Genomic DNA, 19012 nt, shown 5'->3' with positions numbered 1-19012 from the left:
TTAAGCACTTATATTGAATGGACGTGCGGGTAATTTACTATGTCTCAAAAAAATGAAACAACTATTCTTGTTTTATCCATCCTAATCACAGCCGGGTTAATAGCTGGCGGTTTTTGGTGGTTTAGTAGAAAGTCTGGTGTTGACCTAAATGCAATTAATTCTGGTAGCACCAAAACACCACAAGCTGTATCAGAACAACCTAGTGGCAAGACTTTTGCCTCAATACAAGATGTTCCTACAGGATTATTCAATTATGGAGGCAGTACATCTTGGGCACCGATTCGCTTGGTAGTTGATTCACCAATTCAAGCGGCGCGACCAGAATTTCGGCTGCGTTATGTAGAACCCAGTAATGCATCTCCTGGTACTGGTACTGGCATCCAGTCACTGATAGACGGTCAACTAGCCTTTGCCCAGTCTTCCCGACCAGTTCTCGATCAGGAATTAAGCCGCGCCCAGCAGCGTGGATTCAGTTTGAAACAAATTCCTGTAGCTATCGATGGTTTAGCAGTCGCAGTTAATCCCAACCTCAAAATCTCAGGACTGACTGTAGATCAATTAAAGTCAATTTACACAGGCAAAATCAATAATTGGAGCCAGGTGGGTGGCCCCAATATTCCGATTAAGCCCTATTCTCGCCGCATTGCTGATGGCGGTACTGTAGAACTTTTTGTCCAAGACATCTTGGGTGGTCAAGCTTTTAGCCCCAATGTGGAATTTATCTCCACAACCACCCAAGCCTTGCAAAAATTGGCTGGTAGTTCTGGTGGTATCTACTACGCTTCTGCCCCAGAGGTGATTCCTCAATGTTCAATCAAACCCTTACCGTTGGGGCGAACACAAGGGCAATATATTGCTCCTTACCAAGAAACATTTGTCCTCCCGTCTGAATGTCCTGGTAAACGGAACAAATTGAATATTGAGGCTTTCCAATCAGGAAAATACCCGATTACCCGCAATCTGTTTGTGGTGGTCAAACAGAATGGTCAGACTGAGCAGCAAGCAGGTGTCGCTTACGCCAACTTACTGCTGACTGAGCAGGGACAGGAACTGATTACCCAAGCTGGATTTGTCAAAATTCGCTGACACCTGGGATTACACTCAGGCAGAGTGGCGGAAATCGCCGCTCTGAACTCTGCTTAACCAGCTCTATTAATCGATTCTGCTGGCAAACAAATTAAATTATCCCCTTGGGTGAGGATTAAGCCGCGTTGACGCAGCTTACCCATCAAGCGGGTGACGGTGACACGGGTCGAACCAATCGCGCTACCAATTTGGGCATGGGTGAGGGGGAAAGGCAGACAATAGCCGCGAATCACATCAGGATCGGTGTCGCTCATTGCTGGCTCTCCATATTCCTCAATTAACAATGTGAGAAATCCTAAGAGTCGATCAATTGTACGGCGTTGTCCCAAGGCACTCAGCCACAGCAGCTTACGCTGGTGCTGATACCTAAAGGCATCCATAACTTCACGACGGAAGTGAGGCCAGTTGTCTAGGTCATGCCAGTACATCCACAGCACCGCAGTTTGGTCAACATGGGCGTAAGCCTGGAGTGTAAATGGCGACTGAGCAACAATTTCAAATGGCTGTCCCGCTCCCACAAAACCCAAGAACGCTTCTTCTGGGGTTCTGTTGATTCGTCGAGACGTTAGCTGACTAGCTGTTGCACTAACTTGGGCAGTTCCTACCATGCGGATCGCACCCCTTTGCACCAAATATAGCAATCCAGGCCGGGCTGGAATGCGCTCATCTTTGCTAAAGGTACGGCATCGATAGTGTTCTTGAGCCCAGTCAAGAATTCGTTGCCAAGTTAAAAAAGGCCGTGATGCCTCAGAAAAGGAGGATGGAGATTGCATAGGTAACAAAGAGCGTTCGGCTGAAGACAAAGACGTGATCAAAAGGTGCAAGGAGTGTCTTTGTGTTGACGAGGCAGGCTTAACGCCTAACAGCGCCAGCCAATCCAAAGAATAGAAAGCAAATTACTCTCTACTCTTTTGTTATACTTCCTACTGTACAATGATGGTAGTAAAGTTTACTTACTATTCATCGATTATTCATCAAATTTTATCCTCTTCTCATTTTTCTTCATCTAAATTAAATTTATACCGCAAGATAGATGACAGAAAAGTAACAAATATATCTTACATGGCTGTTTAAATAATATTACGTGCATTATAAATTACCAGTTAGCAAATATAAGTCAATCAAGCGGTTATTGTACAGTTATTTAATAAAATCCCTAAGCATTGATACTTATAACGTAGAAAATGGATGCATAAAAGATAAAAAAATTCCTCTACATAAAGATAGAGATGTAAATAGAGTTTTATATACCTCAAGTGTGTCTCTGCAACTGTCAAAATCTCAGAATCGAAAAGCTATGGAGCTTGCTAGTGCGATCGCATCTAATTTATCAAGGACTTGTGGTGACGTTTTTACCATCCAAATTGTTCCCCCTGGCTGGATACATTTTGAATTGACTCACTCGACCTTAGCGACTTGGTTACAAAGTCTTGCAGTCGGGAGTTCGGGGGAAGAGGGGGAGATGGAAGTGGGAAGAGGGCAGGGGAGCAGGGAGCAGGGAGCAGGGGGGAAAGAGGTAATTTTTAATTCTCCCCCTTGCCCCCTGCCCCTTGCCTCTCTGCCTTTTGTGCCCAATGCCCAATGCCCAATCCCCAATTTGTTTGCTGTTCAGCACACCCATGCACGTTGCTGTTCGCTGGTATTGCTGGCTCACCGAGAGGGATTGATTAAACTTAAACAACCTGTTACAAATACTAGTCAAGGTTTTTGGGATGTTATTTCTCCTAACCCTCTACCTTGGCTCAACTGTGATGAAACATTACGACTAAATCATCCACGTGAGCGTCGTTTAATTGCCGAGTTAATACAAGTAGTAGACAACATAGAGTCCCCTGATATTAAGGGTTCTGTGAAATGGGAAAAATTAGCGCTGAATTTGAGTCAAGCTTTTGAACACTTCTGGTCTAATTGCCGGATTTGGGGTGAGGTGAAAGTTACATTACCAGAGTTAGCACAAGCCAGACTCGGATTACTTATGGCTACTCAGTCAGTATTAAGATATGTACTAGAGGAAAAGTTGGGTGTTTTTGCGCCCTTGGAGTTATAAATCGGTAATGTCGCTTAGGCACAAATAAAAACTTTTATAATAGCTATTGACTCAATGCATCACCTCGGCTACATTAGCAGGTGTGTGAGGAGCGAACCAGCTAGGGCACCGAGACGAAACACGGCCAGTCGTCGGTGTCCTTTCTGATTTATAGGGTTTAGGCTTGAAAAAGTGTCCTCATTACAGCAAAAACTTTTCAATTGCTACTGCTGCTCCGTCTTCCTCTACACTAGGAGCTACCCACTGCGCGATCGCTTGAACTCCTTCGGGTGCATTGCCCATAGCTACACCAAGTCCAACAGACTCTAGCATTTCTACATCATTGAAGTTATCACCAATCGCCATAACGTTGGCTATCTCTAATCCAAGTAATTCTTCGGCTAGGTAACGCACAGCAGTTCCCTTATTCACAGAGGCGTTAGTTGCTTCAAAAAAGGTAGCAACAGATGTTGTGAGATAAAGTTCAGTCGGTGTATATTGGCGGCGCAAATTCCCCAATAACCGATCGATTAAATCTATGTCATCAGACAAAGCGAGAATTTTTGTCGGTTCATTTGTTAAAGTTTGGCGCAAATCACCAACGGGAATCGGAGTAATACCAGAACGTTCTGCATAAATTTGGGTTTCTCTGGTTATTTCACGGACATATAGCTGATCGTTGATGTAAAAGTGGACAGATAGGAGCGATCGCAACTCAGGCTGTTCAAAATAGTCGAGTAGCTGGTGGGCCATTTCCCTGGAAACAGCCCAATGGCGATGAATTTGTTGGGTGTTCGGGTCTTGAATCCAGGCTCCCTGATAAGCCATTAATGGTAAGGTAGAGCCGATATCTTGATGAAAGCGCAAGGCTGAACGATACATTCTACCTGTAGCGATCGCTACTTGAATTCCTTTTGCTTGCGCTGCAACAATAGCTTGCTTTACACCTGTGCTGATGGTGTTAGAGTGTCCTGCGATCGTGCCATCTATATCCAAAACTAGTAGTTTAATGTCTTTTGCAGCAGCCTGATGATCGGTAGATGCCAAATGGATGGCAGATGCTTTCTGCATAATTTCCTAGATTTTAAGTTCCAGTAAGAGGTTAACAGGAGTGGGGAACATTAGCAAAAATTGGGTTCTCTAGTCAACCTAATTTTTATAACATGAGGATGCTGAATCACACGATTTTAGATTGCTATAGTATTTTTTAAATATTGCTAAAAATTTCTCAAAACTCTGGATAATAATCCTAACAAAAAACCCCAACTTTTCAAGAATTGGGGTTTTTAATTTAAATTAAAGAGCCTGACGGATAGATAAGATGGAAAAAACCACTTATTCAAGAAAATCTATGAATTTTACCCTTTGATCCAGCTTTTTTTGCGTTGTGACAACAGACAAAGCCCAGCAATTAAACCAACTCCAAGTGTGGCAGAAGGTTCAGGTATCGATTTAACATCATCGTAGTCATAAGTTACTTTGATATTTGCTTTGGCAAGCGTTTGAACATAAGATGCTATGTTGCCCGAACCTGAAACTACTGAATTGGCTGTAGCTGAGAACAAAAAGTCTATGTTGCTATTACCAATGAAAGACTGCAAGAATTGGGTATTAGTGAAAGACTGAGTACCAGATTGTGTGGCAGTTAGTCCAGAAACAGTCTTTCCAGATGTACCACCAAAATCAATGCTGTTGTCAAATTGACCAACTTCGTAACTGAAGCTATTTTGTGGATTGAGCGCAAACAGAGACTGATTATTTAGTTTTAAGGTGAGTTGACTGGCAAGATTTACTGTTATATTAGCCGAGCTTTTACCCGTATTTTCAAAACCTGCATTTCCCAGGATATCGCCAGTAAATCCTATTGTCACACCTGTGAGTGTGCCTAGAGATGAGTCAAATTGTTGGACGCTCAGAGGTGCATCAGTGATATCTGTCAAATCATAATATATGGAACTAATGTACGAGAGAGAAGCTGCATTAGCTGCGCTAGATGTTGCAACAATTCCTGCCAAAGTTGTCGCAGTGGCAAGAGTGTTCAATAATTTTTTTTTCATGATGAAAGATTTTTCTAAAACGAATCATTACGGGATTACTAATTTATTTCTAACTCTGAAACTTTACTTGTAGGCTTGATAAATACACGTAACTTTATGTAAAGCTTTTATATTCTAGTCCCTGTGGAAAATATACTTCTTGATTGGTACATATAAAGTTTTCTTAAGGAAGAGAGGCTTTGTATAGTGGTAGTCTGAAGGCGAAATACTAAGCTAGTGTTTGTTGGTTCCTGAGAAGTAAGCTAGGTCTATCGAATTAAACATAAAGCGCTCAGGAGTATAGATCCCTGATTTCTGCTGAGAAGTTGGGGATTTGGTTACTATCTGGTTAGTATGTTGATACCCACGTACCTAATTAGGGTAGTATACCTGACAAAAGTTGGTTGTACTGGGCTTCGGTACTAAAACTGCAAATGCGTAGACATTGACATGTCTAAAATAATACATAAATTATTTCGCACTCACAAAGTGCGCTATTGTCGCCAAAACCAAGTTGAACAAGCATCTTAAATTGCTAACTATGTGACAAAGCTTCTGGCTAAAATAGGGCTATGTCTGAAACTTTCACTTCTGTAACTGCAACACGCCCCACGTTCATCCTTGTAGATGGACACTCGCTGGCCTATCGTTCATACTTTGCTTTCGCCAAAGGGCGAGATGGAGGACTGCGTACTAAAGCAGGGATTCCTACAAGTATATGTTTTGGTTTTGTGAAGTGCCTGCTAGAGGTAATGGCAACACAACAGCCTCAAGCAATGGCGATCGCTTTTGATTTAGGTGAGGCCACTTTTCGTCATGAAGCTGACGAGACTTATAAAGCCGATCGCAAAGAAACGCCAGAAGACTTCATTCCCGACTTAGAAAACCTGCATGAGTTACTGAATGGCTTCAATCTACCAATTTTTACTGCCCCTGGTTTCGAGGCAGATGATGTTTTGGGAACCTTAGCACAGCGAGTAACTGCTGCTGGGTATAGGGTGAAGATTCTAACTGGCGATCGCGATTTATTTCAACTGATCGACTCTGACAAAGAAATCACTGTTCTGAATTTTAGTCCAGATGCCATAAAACGCTCTACAAATAGCATTACGGAATTTGAAGCAGAACAAGTCAAAGAAAAGATGGGCGTTTTACCCTCACAAATTATCGATTTCAAAGCTCTTTGTGGAGATAAATCAGATAATATTCCTGGAGTTAAAGGAATTGGAGAAAAGACAGCAGTACAGCTGCTAAGTACCTATGGTTCCCTTGACAATATTTATGCTGCATTAGATGAAATTAAAGGCGCAACTCAGAAAAAACTGGCAAGTGGTAGAGAAGATGCCGATAAGTCTCGTTATTTGGCAACCATAGTTTTAGATGTTCCTATAGAAATTAATTTAGAAGATTGCAAATTAAAAGGATTTGATACAAGCGTCTTATCCCCCATTTTAGAAAAGTTAGAATTCAAGTCTTTTTTAGGAAAAATCAACGACCTTCAACAACGTTTTGGTGGCAAACTTGAAGAAAAGCAAGAAGCCAAAACAGACATAACTGATGCTAACTCAGAATTGAGAGATGATGAAGATAATGATTTGTGGTTTTTCAGTGCTAGCGATACAGCAGCAGTTCCACAAAAATCTACTTCTCCTATTACACCACGCATCATCAACACTGAAGCCAAACTAACTGAGTTAGTGAAACTTTTACAAACATTTACCACCCCAGATATTCCCGTTGCTTGGGATACTGAAACTACCGCTTTAGAACCAAGAGATGCTGAGTTAGTAGGAATTGGTTGCTGTTGGGGAATGCAACCAGATGAGGTAGCTTATATTCCTGTGGGGCATAAAACTGGAGAAAATTTGCATAAAGATTTGGTGCTAGAAGCATTACGCCCAATTCTTGAAAGCGCTGATTATCCGAAAGCTTTACAGAATGCTAAATTTGATCGCCTAGTTTTAAAGTGTCAAGGGATTAATTTGGCGGGAGTAGTGTTTGATCCCATGTTGGCAAGTTACATTCTAAATCCAGACTCAAGTCATAATTTGATGGATTTAGGGCAGCGATATTTGGGATTGATAGCAAAAAGTTACTTAGATTTAGTTCCTAAAGGCAAAACCATCGCTGATATAGATATTCCCGCCGTTGCAGATTACTGCGGTATGGATGCTTATTCTACCTTTGGCTTAGTACCGAAATTGCGTGAGGAACTGGAGCAAATTCCAACTTTGTCTAAGCTATTAGTGGAAGTTGAACAGCCACTAGAAGCAGTTTTAGCCCAAATGGAATATACGGGTGTCCGTATTAATTCAGCTTATTTAAAAGAACTTTCGCAGCATTTAGAAACGGAGTTAGCCAGGTTAAAAGAAGAAGCAACTGAAATAGCTGGGGAAAATTTTAACTTGGGTTCTCCTAAGCAGTTGAGCCAAATATTGTTTGAAAAGTTGGGATTAAGTACCAAACATTCTCGTAAAATTCAAACGGGTTTCTCTACAGATGCAGCCACACTAGAAAAACTCCAAGAAGATGATAAAAGTGGTTTTGTTGAGGCGATTATTGAGTATCGCACCCTATCTAAATTAAAGTCTACTTATGTTGATGCCCTACCTGCATTGGTTCGTCCAGATACCCAGAGAGTGCATACTGATTTTAATCAAGCAGCAACATCAACTGGTAGGTTATCTTCTTCTAATCCGAATTTGCAAAATATCCCGATTCGTACAGCTTTTAGTCGCCAAATTCGGAAGGCCTTTTTACCTGAAGCTGGTTGGTTAATGGTGGCTGCTGATTACTCACAAATTGAATTGCGGATTTTGGCTCATTTGAGTCAAGAGCCAATATTAGTGCAAGCATATCAGCAAAATGAAGATGTTCACACTGTTACCGCGCGGTTAGTATTTGAAAAAGAAAATATAACCTCAGAAGAACGAGGAATAGCAAAAACTATCAATTTTGGTGTGATTTATGGAATGGGTTCTTTAAGATTTTCGCGCTCAACAGGGATAGATAAGAACATTGCCAACGAGTTCATTAAGCGGTTTAATGAACGATATCCTAAAGTTTTTGCATATTTGGAGCAAGTAAAAAAAGAAGCGATCGCTCTTGGTTATGTAGAAACTATTCTTGGTCGCCGTCGTTACTTTGATTTTACTAATAACAGTTTACGCAAATTAAAAGGCAGCAATCCAGAAGATATTGATCTGAGTAAATTGAAGAATTTGGGCCCTTATGATGCGGGTTTATTGCGCTCGGCGGCTAATGCACCAATTCAAGGTTCTAACGCTGATATTATCAAAATTGCAATGGTAAGACTGCATGAGGTTTTGAAGAACTATCAGGCGCGTTTGTTGTTGCAAGTACACGATGAATTAGTGTTTGAAATTCCCCCTGATGAGTGGGAAGAATTACAACCGCAAATTAAGTCGGTGATGGAAAACGCAGTTCAGTTGAGCGTGCCGTTGCTGGTAGAAGCACGTGTCGGTGAAAATTGGATGGATACAAAGTAAGTTGAATTTTGGACTGCGGATTTAGACAATTTTTAGTGAAAAATTCAAAAGGTAATCAAGAGTCAAAAGTTTTGACTCTTGATTCTTGATGATTGAATAGATAATAAGCTGTTTCACATTTAAATTGCATAAGTTGGGCGGCTTTGTCGGCCTATCCCACAAGAATTATATTTAATTTGGTTATGCAAATTAGATGTTTTTTCGCTTAGTCTAAAAGTTAACCACCACGCTTTAACGCTGCCTCAACCTGCTGTAATTCCTTCTCTAAACGATTTTTGAGTTTTTCGGGTACGGGACGATTTGGGTAAGAACTGTAGTGTCCAGCCAGGGAATTAAGGGCTGTCCGCATGGTTGTAAAGGAACCAAGACCAGAAACAGAGTTAACTCGCTGATAGCGAGCCGAAAAGTCATTAATTTTCTGACGCGCTTCTGCTTGAACTGCTGTTTTGTCTGATGAATCTTGTGATAGATTCAGAGCCTGTCTCATCACATTGACGACAGCTAAGGTATCTTGGCGATAATCCCCAGTCAAACTATCTGGACTGCCAGAACAGCCCATTAAGCCGATAGACACAACCAAAACCAGCGCAAGCAAACGCGACCAATAGCGCTTCATATGCATTAATTAAAAGAATACGTAAATCAACGTCCATCCTATCTTGGATTGGTAACTTGGGGATCAATTGAATGGGGAGTAGGAAGTTGGTAAGGGCTATTTCATTATCTAAAAGGCGTTCATTTACAAGCATCTGGGGCAAAAAATTAGATGATTAAAAAATCTGATTGGACAATTGTCATAGTTATGGTTTCTCTACCAGACGCTACGCGCATAGTTTGCTTCGCCGTATGAGTACAGTAATACACTTAAATTTACTTTTTGAGGCGGTAGTTTTTCGATTACCAACTGGGTGCAGATTTCTCGCTTAGGGACTTCCAAGAAATCAATTATCCAAATAAACGAACCACAGAGAACACAGAGGGAGAAGAGATAGAGAGAATTATTTGCGTTAGTTTTGGGATATTGTTTTATTTGGAAGTCCCTTATACTCTTGACAAAATTCCTGCGGCAGTTGGTGAGTAGGGATTTCAATCGCCGATTCGACAAAATCCTCAGAAGGGATAATGCTCTCGTTATGGGTTTACTACCTAGAGTGAGAGCAACAGTTTTCAGTCTATGGAAAATAGTAGCTTGTGAGTTAGATTTATAGAATGAGAGGTTGGGACGGTTTACTACTCTTTATAAGATACAAGGTTGGGTGCAGCGATCGCGTAACCAACATCAATAAGGTGGTAATGTTGGGTTGCGTTTCACTCCACCCAACATACATACATAAATATATCTTTTAAAAAACTCTTGGTTTCAACATCGATGAGGTTTATTTAATCAACTGACTTTCCTTGCCTCAATCTCTGCAATTTCAGCATCGTAATACATATCATTAGCCACAAAAAGCCGACTCCATAACCTGCAATTATGTCTGTGGGCCAATGAACTCCTAAATATAAACGGCTAATACCAATAGCAGCAATTAAAATAACTATCAAACTGTAAATAAACTTGGCAAAACGAGGATAATGAGTTGCCAATTCGTGAGCAATAAAACCATAAAGCACCATAGAGCCAAGTGCATGACCGCTAGGAAAACTAAAAGATTTTTCAGAAATTAATTGATGCCAGAGTTCCGGGCGAGGTTTAGAAAAAAATAACTTTAGCCCTGTATTTAAAATGAATCCTCCCAGGCAAGCAAGTAGAAAAAATCTTGCTTCTTCTCGATAACGTCGCCACCAAAGTAATAATAGATTAACGCCGACAACGATAACTACTGTAGTAGGATTACCAAGATTTGTAATCAACAGCATTAAATTATCTAAATTTGGATTGGCAAACTGATGTAGCCATAACAGAAAAGTAGTATCAAATCTAAAAGCATCTCGCTCTAAAACCTCTTCAGCCAGTTGTGCTAAAACAAAAAGGATGAGAAGACAACTAGTAAGTCCAACAATACCAATTGTCGCAATTAAGGGAGCTAAACGAGGGTGTATATGACGTAACCAGAAATTAGAAATTTGTCGGATCATACTTTAATTTTATTCATTATGCTTAAACGCATCACTCAATTGGGTGACGCACTTTTTTCTCCTTTCGCACGGAAAAGAATAGCACAACTGCCAGCAGGATAAAGGCGATCGCCGAAGCATATCCCCTTGACAGTGATAGACCGCCATTTTTTACTGGTTTTGTCAGAAAATCACCGAAGGTAGCTCCGAAGGGACGTGTGAAGATGAACGCAAGCCAGAATAAGAGGATATCGCTCAACTTTGTTACGTAGTGAAGGGCGATGACAACACCAATGACGCTGGCTGTCACAAATGCTCCCTGGATATAACTTAGTCCCAAGTTGCTTGTCAGAAAGTCACCAAAGGCTGTTCCTAAACTGTTGGAGAATACGACAGCCAGCCAGTAGGTGGTCTCTGCATCTTTCTTCACGATCGGATAAACACTCAGATCCTGATCGCGGTAATACCAGATGCTAAGAACGCTCAGAAGACAGGCCACCAGGATAAGCGATCCCAGTGCATAGCCAAGCCCAAGAGATCGATCCATCAGGTCTGAAACTTCGGTTCCGGCTGTGGTTGTGGCGATGATGGCCGTCCAATAAAAGACTGGACGATATCTATCGGATTGAATTTGAAAAAACAGGAGAATAGCCAGAATGGCGAACGTTATGGCAAAGGCTACGTAATAGCCCAGTCCAAGAGACATTGATATAAAGTCACCTGCCGTTTCGCCGAGGGTCGTGGCGATGATCTTCATGATCCAAAAGAAAATTGTGACTTTTGCAACTTTGTTCATTTCTTTTTCACAATAAAAAATAGTAAGTCATCTTGGAGAAATACTGACTGTTGCTGCGATCGCAAATTACTACCAAATTGCTAGGTCACAAACAGAAAGACACCCAAGTTCAGAAGCCGATCAATTGCCTTCTCAATCTTGTCGGTCAATCGGCAGTAAAACTGGTTTCTTCTGCTTAAGGCTTAAGTAAATAACCAGGCTTATGATTATAGAAAGAAAAAGCATACTGGTTCCGACAGTACCAAAACCAAAGCCACCATTTGTAGCAGATTGGGATAGTAAATCACCTATAGATGCTCCAAGTGGGCGAGTTAAGATATAAGCTAACCAGAATGCCAAAACTGCATTCATCCACAAGTAATAATAAGTGATCGCTATGATTGCAATTGAAGCACCAAATATCAGTGCTGATTGTGCATAACCTAGTCCCAAAGACTCTGCTAAAAGGTCTCCTGTTGCAGTACCCAAGGCAAACGTAAACAAAACAGCTACCCAATAAAAAAGCTCTCTTTTAGCTGTATTGATGGAGTGCATAGCTAATGTCTTCTCGTTTGAATACCAGAGTGCAAACACTACTACCAAGGAAACACTAAAAATTACAGTAGTTGTCATCAAGCTAACTCCAAGCTCGTCTACTAATCTATCAGTGATCAGTGTGCCAACGATACTTATCAAAACGACTACAAACCAAAAGCTTGCTGGAACATAACGTTTAAGCTTAAATTGATTCAACAGCACAATTAATAACACACCGCTCATAATATAAGATGTAATGCTTAAACTAAGGTTCAGGGTTGCTGACAGAAAATCTGCTGCGGTTTCACCTACTGTGGTTGCCATAACCTTAATAATCCAGAAGTAAATTGTCACCTCTGGAACCCTATTTAAAATCTTATTCATAATATTTCTCTTTCTTGATTTTTCTGTAGAAGTGAGATTACATCACATCTTAAAGTTAGCTGTGTTGTCATAAATTACTGAGTGATTGTACTTTACACAGCAAAAGTCAAGAAATAGTCAAGATTTGATTGAAAACGGGATTTTATCCTAATATAGGCACTATAAATAGCTGAAATATCTCATTAAAAATTATTTTCACCATTTAATATTGAATTTATTGAACTCAAACCAATCTTGACTACTTCTTGACTTTTATTACCTACTGTGAAAATACAAACCCAGAATTAAAGGAATTTTACAAGTATGAAGACTTCCACAAAAATCATTTTGGCAGTAGCTTTTGTTGGTACTTTAGGACTTGCTGGATTGTCGAGAGTTGTGTCTGCAAAACAACCACAATCTTTTGTAGCAATTGTGCATCAGCATCATAGTGCTATCCAAGTTGCTGAAGCTAGTGATGGTGACGGTGAAACCAACGACGATGCACAAGAAGCGGCAAAACTGCAACCACTAGCTAAAATTACAGCACAACAAGCACAGCAAGCAGCTGAAGCATCTGTGGGAGGTAAAGCGAAAAGTGTCAAACTCGAAAATGAAGATGGCAACTTAATTTATTCTGTAGAAATTGGTCAGCAAGAAGTTACAGTAGATGCTGGTAATGGCAAAGTTCTCTACGCTGAGAATGCCAATCAACAAGATGAGAAGAATGAAGTCACTCGTCCCAAGAGTAGTATTCAAGTTAAAGAAACTAGTGATGGCGATCGCGAAACCAATGATGATGGCAAATAAGCAGGAAAGTCACACTGTCAAGAAGTTGGTAAACGGACAGTAAAACAACTACCAATTCCTAATTGACTCTTAACACTAATTAATCCACCGTGATTTTGAGCAATAGTTTGAGCGATCGCTAGCCCTAAACCAGAACCACCTGACCAATAAGAACGAGATTGATCTGCTCGCCAAAAACGCTCAAAAACCTTGTCCATATACTCTGGTGCAATTCCGACACCTGTATCTTGTAGGTTGACATAAAGCTGGGAACCAACACGACTAGTTTTAATTTCAACTACGCCTCCTGATGGTGTGTAGTAGAGTGCATTTTCAATTAAATTAGTAAACAGTCGCATTAATTGAACGGAATCACCTATTAGCTGAAGATTAGCAATTAATTGAATTTTCAAATTAAGTTGTTTGGCTTCAGCTTGAGGTTTATACAGTTGGATTAGGTTCTCTAATATTGAAGTTAAATCGAGAGTATCTCTATCCTGATTGGAAACTCTATCAGTGCGTGCTAACATCAATAAGTCTTCTGTAAGGCGAGTCATCTGGTTAGTAGCGTTGGCGATCACCCGAAACTTTTCTGCATCTTTTGGGCCTATTTCTTCTGGATATTCTAGCGGTAACTCAGCATTAATTTTGATAGCCATTAACGGACTACGCAGTTCATGGGAAGCATCAGCAGTAAATTGTTTAAGCCTTGCAAAACTCTCTTCAATGGGTTGCATTGCTTGACGAGTTAGTAAAATTCCGCCAATACCACTCAGAACCAAAGTTATAATAATCCCACCACCTAATCCCCAGTCCAGCTTTTGCAGGGTTTCATCAAATTCATCTAAAGATTGACTAACTCTCACATACCCAACAAGCTCACCATTATCGCTAGCAATAATTGGTACATTTACTGCTTGAATAGGAATTTTACCAGTCTGAACTTGTACTATTTTGTTTGGTAAAAAAGGTAAAGTTAAAACAGTTTTTCCTTGTTGCGTAATCAAGTTTCCTTGACTATCAAACCACTGTAATGCTTGATGAGAAGCAATTAAGTCTTCTGGACGAAAGTCACTTTCAATAGTTAAGCGACCTTTTTCAAACTCTACATTTGCAGATGCACCTTTCCCTATGGCTGTGAGTTTATCTGTGATTTGTTCAGTCAGACTACGTGTGAAAGCAAATCGGACTGCGATCGCAAATATTCCCAGCAGTGATGCGAACACAACTAAGTAAGACAACAACAAACGATATCTAATTCTTTGAAACACATTATTTTTGCTATAAAATTGTTAATTTTTATTTAATAAATGACGATTTTATCTTAAATCATTTTACTTGCTTCCTAGACGATAACCAATGCCATAGATATTTTCAATCAAGTCTTCCGAACTTCCAGATGCTCTCAGTTTATTCCGCAAATTTGTAATATGAGTTTTAATACTTCCTTCTCCAGAAGATTTATCAAAATCCCATAGTTTGTCAAGAATTGCAGAACGAGTGATAACTTGATTTGGGTTTCTCAAAAAGTATTCTAATATCATATATTCTTTAGGAGTTAATAATATGATGTTTCCTGCATAAGTAACCTGTTGAGTTGCTGGGTCTAGTTGCAAATCACCGTGGATTAAAATCTGGGGACGAATTTCTGGAGTTCTTCGAGCTAAAGCTCTGATGCGTGCTGCTAACTCTTTTAATTCAAATGGCTTAACCAAGTAATCATCAGCACCAGCATCGAGTCCTATAATTTTATCGCCTGTTGTATCTCGTGCCGTCAGCATTAAAATAAGAACATTAGATGAAGCAGCGCGTAAACGCTTACATAGAGTGATTCCATCTAATTTAGGAAGCATTAAATCTAATAAAATTAGCTCATATAATGCTGATTGTGAGCATTGCCAAGCTGCCAACCCATCGGTTGTTATATCTACAATATGGTGTTGCCGTCTTAAAAACTCGGCTAATGGCTTGGTAATGCGCTCGTCATCTTCAACTATCAAAATCCTCATAATACTCAACCTCTAAATTATTAGAGCTTGTTAACACTAGTAAAGGTTCTCTTACCTACAAGGTTAATCTTAAATTTTGAATCATATATTATTAATTTGAACTTAATCTGATTTGATTACAGCGCTTCCGGCTATTATGCAATACAATTTTCTTCTTACCTCTCTCCTATCATAGCTTTCAGCTTTGAGGCTGTACCTCATAGCCGCCGGAAGTGCTGTAATATGAAATTTGACGCTCCTGCATTTCTAAGGCTGTGTTAATAAGCTAATCGTCATTTAAATTGCATCATTTTTATGGTAATAAAAGCTGCAAACCCTCTCCCTTGCTCCCTGCCCCCTGCCCTCCTGCGATCTCAATGTGCAAATTAAATGCTTAACAGCTTATCTCACTGGAAGCCGATGATCCGATTTTTTCCTGTACCTCTGCGGTTAAAAAGTAATTTATTGAACCACAGAGGCGCAGAAAACTCAGAGTAAAAAGATGGAAGAGGAATTTTTTATCAATCTTGAAAGGGCTACTCCTAACTCTTAAATCCTAACTTTTTGATAAAGAGTCTCACGTTGTTGGTAAGGTCGTCCTAAAGAAGCGATCGCAGTTTGCAAGTTTTCTACTTCCATACACGTACCACCCAAAGCACCTGCCATTGTGGTGATATGCTCCTCCATCAAGGTTCCACCGATATCGTTGCAACCCCAAAGTAAGGCTTCGGTTGCACCTGCAAGCCCAAGTTTTACCCAACTCTGCTGATGATTGGGAATCCAATTACCCAAGTAAATCCGCGCCACAGCGCCTAGCAGCAGCGCATCGCTTAAAACTGGTTGATCGCGTCCAACACGGCGACGTAACGGTTTGGGCGCTTCTTGACCAACAAATGGTAATAAAATAAACTCTGTGATCTTTGCGGGATATCCCTGATTGATGGCGGTTTGTTGGAGCGATCGCAATTTTTCTAAATGCCCAATTTGCTGCTCGTGGGTTTCAATATGCCCAGATAACATGGTGCTAGTGGTATATAAGCCTAATTTATGAGCGGTGCTGACAATTTCTAGCCAAGTGGCTGTATTAATCTTCTCTGGACACAATATCCGCCTTACTTCATCGTCTAATACTTCTGCTGCTGTTCCCGGCATTGAGCCAACACCAGCATCGCGCAAAGCAATAATTACATCGGCATATTCCAGTCCATCAAGTCTGGCGATAAATTCCACTTCTTGCGGGGAAAAAGCGTGGAGATGAATCTGTGGAAATTCATGTTTGATGGTTTCCACTACCTTGAGGTAGTAGGGCAAAGATTTACCATTTATCAGCGCTTGTGGATTTAACCCACCCTGCATACAGATTTCTGTAGCACCCCGTCGCACTGCATCTGTTGCCTTTTCCAAAATTTGCGCCGAATCTAACCAGTATGCGCCGACATCACCATCATCTCGACGGAATGCACAAAAACTACAGTGCTGCTCACAAATATTAGTAAAGTTGATATTACGGTTAATTATGTATGTAACCGTATCGCCTGCTTGGATGTGGCGGAGTGTGTCGGATGTAGCACGAATTGCTGCGATCGCTTCTGGTTCTGTTTGTTGTAACAATATCACTCCCTCCTGGGGAGATAAGTCGTACCCCATCAAAGCACGCTCAAGAATTTTTTCCACAGAAATTTTCGTTAGCATTATTTTCTCAGTAAATCTTAAATTTAAGATCCAGTAATAAATAAAATTCTACTTAATAAATATACCAAGGTCTGGAGAGTCCCATGCTCGAAGATAAGTTTTACCTTTAAAATTAATCTCTTGATATTTATTGTTTTTACTTTTTTTAGTTTCCATCGAAATAATCCCACAAGGTTCAAAATCTTGATAAGAATCTTCTTTTTCTAAAACTGCCGAAATATTGGTTACATTAATATGTTGAATTTTAACCATTTCTTGATTCTTTTGCTGCCAAAGTACCCAAAAAGGATATTCCCAAGGGTCATTTCCCATTGATAGCCCAATAGTAGAGCATTTCTTTGAATTTAAAAACTCCACTGCTCCTATATAAGTATTTTTTAGGTAAGGTCGATTACTGAAATACTGCTCAATTCTCTGAGTTTGGAATATATTGTTGCTATCAAAAATAGGTTTATACCTATTACAAAATATCCAAGGTAATGATGATATTAGTAAAAACGTTACTATAATAATTGCTATTTTTTGCTTTTTAAGCTTAGATAAAATAACACCTAAGAATGGAGACATTAAGATAAAAAAAGGCAAATGAAGACGACTATTCCAGGCTTGCCATTTTACAAAGTAGCAAAATAGAAAAAATGTAGCCACGGTAGTAATTAAATAAACTAAAACATTACTTTCTTTTCGAATATATTTTCTAGTTATGAAAATTGTAATACCTATTATTATCAATGCAAGATGTACTAAGTTTCCGGCACTATTCTCGTTACCAGATATCCCAATTGTTGACCAACCTCCTGGGACAAAAAATGATTTTGAGAAAGTTATCCGAGGATCGTTAACATCGACACCGAGAAATATATGGATAAGTTGAATTAATCTATTTGTTATTCCATTCCATAAACCTATCGGTGTACCTATATGCAAAGCAATATTCCTCAAAATATTAGAAATTAGTATATTAATACCGAGTATCTCATTACGATAGCCACCTGGTTCTCCTAATGGCGAACCAAATAAATTATAATTACGTAAATAGTGACTAATATTCAGTAATAAAGATATACTTCCTACTATTAACGCCGGCTTCCATGTTTTCCAGCGTAAACTTTTAATCTGGTAAAATCCAAACCAAATCAAGAAGGGAAATACATAAAAATAAGCAGTTCCTTTACTCAAAATAGCTAGTCCTATGCTACTACCAATATTAAATGAGTTCGTCCAAATATCTCTTCTTCCTGCTTCGATAGCTGATAGTAAGTAGTAGGCAAGACAAACTACCCAAAATGCAAGTACATAATCATTTTGAGTGCTTGAAGCTTGCAAAATTCCCATAGGAATTGTTGCAGTTATAACAGCAGAAAAAACCTGACCTCGTAAATCTGCTTCAAGTTTTTTAGCAATTAATGAGACTGCAATAATACAGCCAATCATGCTAAACCATTGAACTAAGTTAGCGAAGTAGTCACCATCACTCAGAATTTGAAAGTGCAAAATTACGAACTCTGACCAAGGATTTTGATATAGCTGTGGAGTATAATTTGTTGGATAATGAGCAATGCTATGATTTTGTATCCAATGAGCAACACGACTCATGTGATAATCCATAGAATCCCAGTTATTTGGTGGTGCGATGATGGCAATTAATCCTACTATTGCTACAACGAAACCTACACCGCATAACAATAAATTTACGAAGGATGGGATTTGAATATTTTTATTTGCTTGGGAATAATTATTTGTCTCTAAAATCTTAGGGTTTTGGGAATTTAACCGAAAGCATATATAAATTAAGATGATACATATTAATACCCAAGTTGCTAATATCCAGCCAAAAGTAATTAATTTAAAAATACTCAAAAATTCTGTGATTACAGCGATCAAAATTCCCCAGTAAGTAGATGTTAATATCAGCGATTCACGCCAATCGGTACGATTTTTATTAATTAACCAAAAAATAGCAATCCAAGAAAGTAGAGGTAAAAATATAAACATAATAAAAACTAGACTAATATTAGTATTCGTAATTAATCAATGCTTGAGAAATATATGTAATAGCTTAGGTTTTCTTAGTACACTATCTTTTTATGGTTTGCATAACCCATTAACAAAAAAAATAGTGTGGTTTTACCACAACTATTTTAATTTTTAAT

General features: G+C 39.5%; 15 protein-coding genes. 4 read left to right on the top strand and 11 right to left on the bottom strand.

Annotation, left to right across the window (positions count from 1 at the left end; translation table 11 throughout):
• Positions 1 to 39 precede the first annotated feature (39 nt).
• Positions 40 to 1086 carry a PstS family phosphate ABC transporter substrate-binding protein gene (locus tag FD724_RS12750; protein ID WP_179072887.1) on the top strand — a complete coding sequence of 349 codons (1047 nt, stop codon included), beginning with the start codon at positions 40 to 42 and terminating at the stop codon, positions 1084 to 1086.
• 53 nt (positions 1087 to 1139) lie between these two features.
• Here FD724_RS12750 and FD724_RS12745 read toward each other — a convergent pair whose 3' ends face one another.
• Entirely contained in the window at positions 1140 to 1859 is a 720-nt protein-coding gene (locus FD724_RS12745) for a Crp/Fnr family transcriptional regulator (protein WP_012412419.1), read from the bottom strand.
• A 524-nt stretch (positions 1860 to 2383) separates the two neighbouring features.
• Here FD724_RS12745 and FD724_RS12740 point away from each other — a divergent pair.
• Positions 2384 to 3133, top strand: a complete 750-nt coding sequence (locus FD724_RS12740; RefSeq protein ID WP_306297089.1) for a DALR anticodon-binding domain-containing protein — start codon at positions 2384 to 2386, stop codon at positions 3131 to 3133.
• 180 nt (positions 3134 to 3313) lie between these two features.
• Here the strand turns inward: FD724_RS12740 and FD724_RS12735 are convergent, their stop codons facing one another.
• A complete protein-coding gene (locus FD724_RS12735) occupies positions 3314 to 4183 on the bottom strand; it encodes a Cof-type HAD-IIB family hydrolase (RefSeq protein WP_179072885.1) in 870 nt (289 codons plus the stop codon).
• A 287-nt stretch (positions 4184 to 4470) separates the two neighbouring features.
• Positions 4471 to 5169, bottom strand: coding sequence for a choice-of-anchor E domain-containing protein (locus FD724_RS12730; RefSeq protein ID WP_179072884.1), 699 nt, complete (start codon positions 5167 to 5169; stop codon positions 4471 to 4473).
• 551 nt (positions 5170 to 5720) lie between these two features.
• Here FD724_RS12730 and polA point away from each other — a divergent pair.
• On the top strand, positions 5721 to 8657 hold the full coding sequence (polA, locus tag FD724_RS12725; protein ID WP_179072883.1) for a DNA polymerase I: 2937 nt from the start codon (positions 5721 to 5723) through the stop codon (positions 8655 to 8657).
• A 217-nt stretch (positions 8658 to 8874) separates the two neighbouring features.
• Here polA and psb27 read toward each other — a convergent pair whose 3' ends face one another.
• From psb27 to FD724_RS12705, 4 genes are all read right to left on the bottom strand, one after another.
• Positions 8875 to 9279 carry a photosystem II protein Psb27 gene (psb27, locus tag FD724_RS12720; protein WP_175586534.1) on the bottom strand — a complete coding sequence of 135 codons (405 nt, stop codon included), beginning with the start codon at positions 9277 to 9279 and terminating at the stop codon, positions 8875 to 8877.
• 758 nt (positions 9280 to 10037) lie between these two features.
• The gene (locus FD724_RS12715) at positions 10038 to 10736 is read right to left on the bottom strand and encodes a phosphatase PAP2 family protein (protein WP_179072882.1); all 699 of its coding nucleotides are present in this window, start codon (positions 10734 to 10736) and stop codon (positions 10038 to 10040) included.
• A gap of 31 nt (positions 10737 to 10767) precedes the next feature.
• A complete protein-coding gene (locus FD724_RS12710) occupies positions 10768 to 11511 on the bottom strand; it encodes a hypothetical protein (RefSeq protein WP_179072881.1) in 744 nt (247 codons plus the stop codon).
• A 132-nt stretch (positions 11512 to 11643) separates the two neighbouring features.
• Positions 11644 to 12411: a hypothetical protein gene (locus FD724_RS12705; RefSeq protein WP_179072880.1), complete on the bottom strand. Its 768-nt coding sequence runs from the start codon at positions 12409 to 12411 to the stop codon at positions 11644 to 11646.
• A gap of 303 nt (positions 12412 to 12714) precedes the next feature.
• Here FD724_RS12705 and FD724_RS12700 point away from each other — a divergent pair, with 303 nt between their 5' ends.
• Positions 12715 to 13200, top strand: coding sequence for a PepSY domain-containing protein (locus tag FD724_RS12700; protein WP_179072879.1), 486 nt, complete (start codon positions 12715 to 12717; stop codon positions 13198 to 13200).
• Between the two features lie 17 nt (positions 13201 to 13217).
• On the opposite strand, the gene FD724_RS12695 is transcribed toward FD724_RS12700, so the two are convergent.
• From FD724_RS12695 to FD724_RS12680, 4 genes are all read right to left on the bottom strand, one after another.
• On the bottom strand, positions 13218 to 14450 hold the full coding sequence (locus FD724_RS12695) for a HAMP domain-containing histidine kinase (RefSeq protein WP_179072878.1): 1233 nt from the start codon (positions 14448 to 14450) through the stop codon (positions 13218 to 13220).
• A 63-nt stretch (positions 14451 to 14513) separates the two neighbouring features.
• On the bottom strand, positions 14514 to 15188 hold the full coding sequence (locus FD724_RS12690; protein ID WP_179072877.1) for a response regulator transcription factor: 675 nt from the start codon (positions 15186 to 15188) through the stop codon (positions 14514 to 14516).
• 528 nt (positions 15189 to 15716) lie between these two features.
• On the bottom strand, positions 15717 to 16859 hold the full coding sequence (cofH, locus tag FD724_RS12685) for a 7,8-didemethyl-8-hydroxy-5-deazariboflavin synthase subunit CofH (protein ID WP_179072876.1): 1143 nt from the start codon (positions 16857 to 16859) through the stop codon (positions 15717 to 15719).
• A 48-nt stretch (positions 16860 to 16907) separates the two neighbouring features.
• A complete protein-coding gene (locus FD724_RS12680) occupies positions 16908 to 18854 on the bottom strand; it encodes a glycosyltransferase family 39 protein (protein ID WP_179072875.1) in 1947 nt (648 codons plus the stop codon).
• Positions 18855 to 19012: the final 158 nt, after the last annotated feature.

This window comes from Nostoc sp. C057, assembly GCF_013393925.1.
GTDB classification, from domain to species: Bacteria; Cyanobacteriota; Cyanobacteriia; order Cyanobacteriales; family Nostocaceae; genus Nostoc; species Nostoc muscorum_A.
This window is presented reverse-complemented; position numbering and strand designations above follow the sequence as displayed.

Bases quoted from the DNA above. Each gene is read 5' to 3' on its own strand.
- FD724_RS12680 (WP_179072875.1), bottom strand. From the start codon at position 18,854: ATGTTTATATTTTTACCTCTACTTTCTTGGATTGCTATTTTTTGGTTA.
- FD724_RS12710 (WP_179072881.1), bottom strand. From the start codon at position 11,511: ATGAACAAAGTTGCAAAAGTCACAATTTTCTTTTGGATCATGAAGATC.
- cofH (WP_179072876.1), bottom strand. From the start codon at position 16,859: ATGCTAACGAAAATTTCTGTGGAAAAAATTCTTGAGCGTGCTTTGATG.
- psb27 (WP_175586534.1), bottom strand. From the start codon at position 9,279: ATGCATATGAAGCGCTATTGGTCGCGTTTGCTTGCGCTGGTTTTGGTT.
- FD724_RS12730 (WP_179072884.1), bottom strand. From the start codon at position 5,169: ATGAAAAAAAAATTATTGAACACTCTTGCCACTGCGACAACTTTGGCA.
- FD724_RS12750 (WP_179072887.1), top strand. From the start codon at position 40: ATGTCTCAAAAAAATGAAACAACTATTCTTGTTTTATCCATCCTAATC.
- FD724_RS12705 (WP_179072880.1), bottom strand. From the start codon at position 12,411: ATGAATAAGATTTTAAATAGGGTTCCAGAGGTGACAATTTACTTCTGG.
- FD724_RS12715 (WP_179072882.1), bottom strand. From the start codon at position 10,736: ATGATCCGACAAATTTCTAATTTCTGGTTACGTCATATACACCCTCGT.
- FD724_RS12740 (WP_306297089.1), top strand. From the start codon at position 2,384: ATGGAGCTTGCTAGTGCGATCGCATCTAATTTATCAAGGACTTGTGGT.
- polA (WP_179072883.1), top strand. From the start codon at position 5,721: ATGTCTGAAACTTTCACTTCTGTAACTGCAACACGCCCCACGTTCATC.
- FD724_RS12690 (WP_179072877.1), bottom strand. From the start codon at position 15,188: ATGAGGATTTTGATAGTTGAAGATGACGAGCGCATTACCAAGCCATTA.
- FD724_RS12700 (WP_179072879.1), top strand. From the start codon at position 12,715: ATGAAGACTTCCACAAAAATCATTTTGGCAGTAGCTTTTGTTGGTACT.
- FD724_RS12745 (WP_012412419.1), bottom strand. From the start codon at position 1,859: ATGCAATCTCCATCCTCCTTTTCTGAGGCATCACGGCCTTTTTTAACT.
- FD724_RS12735 (WP_179072885.1), bottom strand. From the start codon at position 4,183: ATGCAGAAAGCATCTGCCATCCATTTGGCATCTACCGATCATCAGGCT.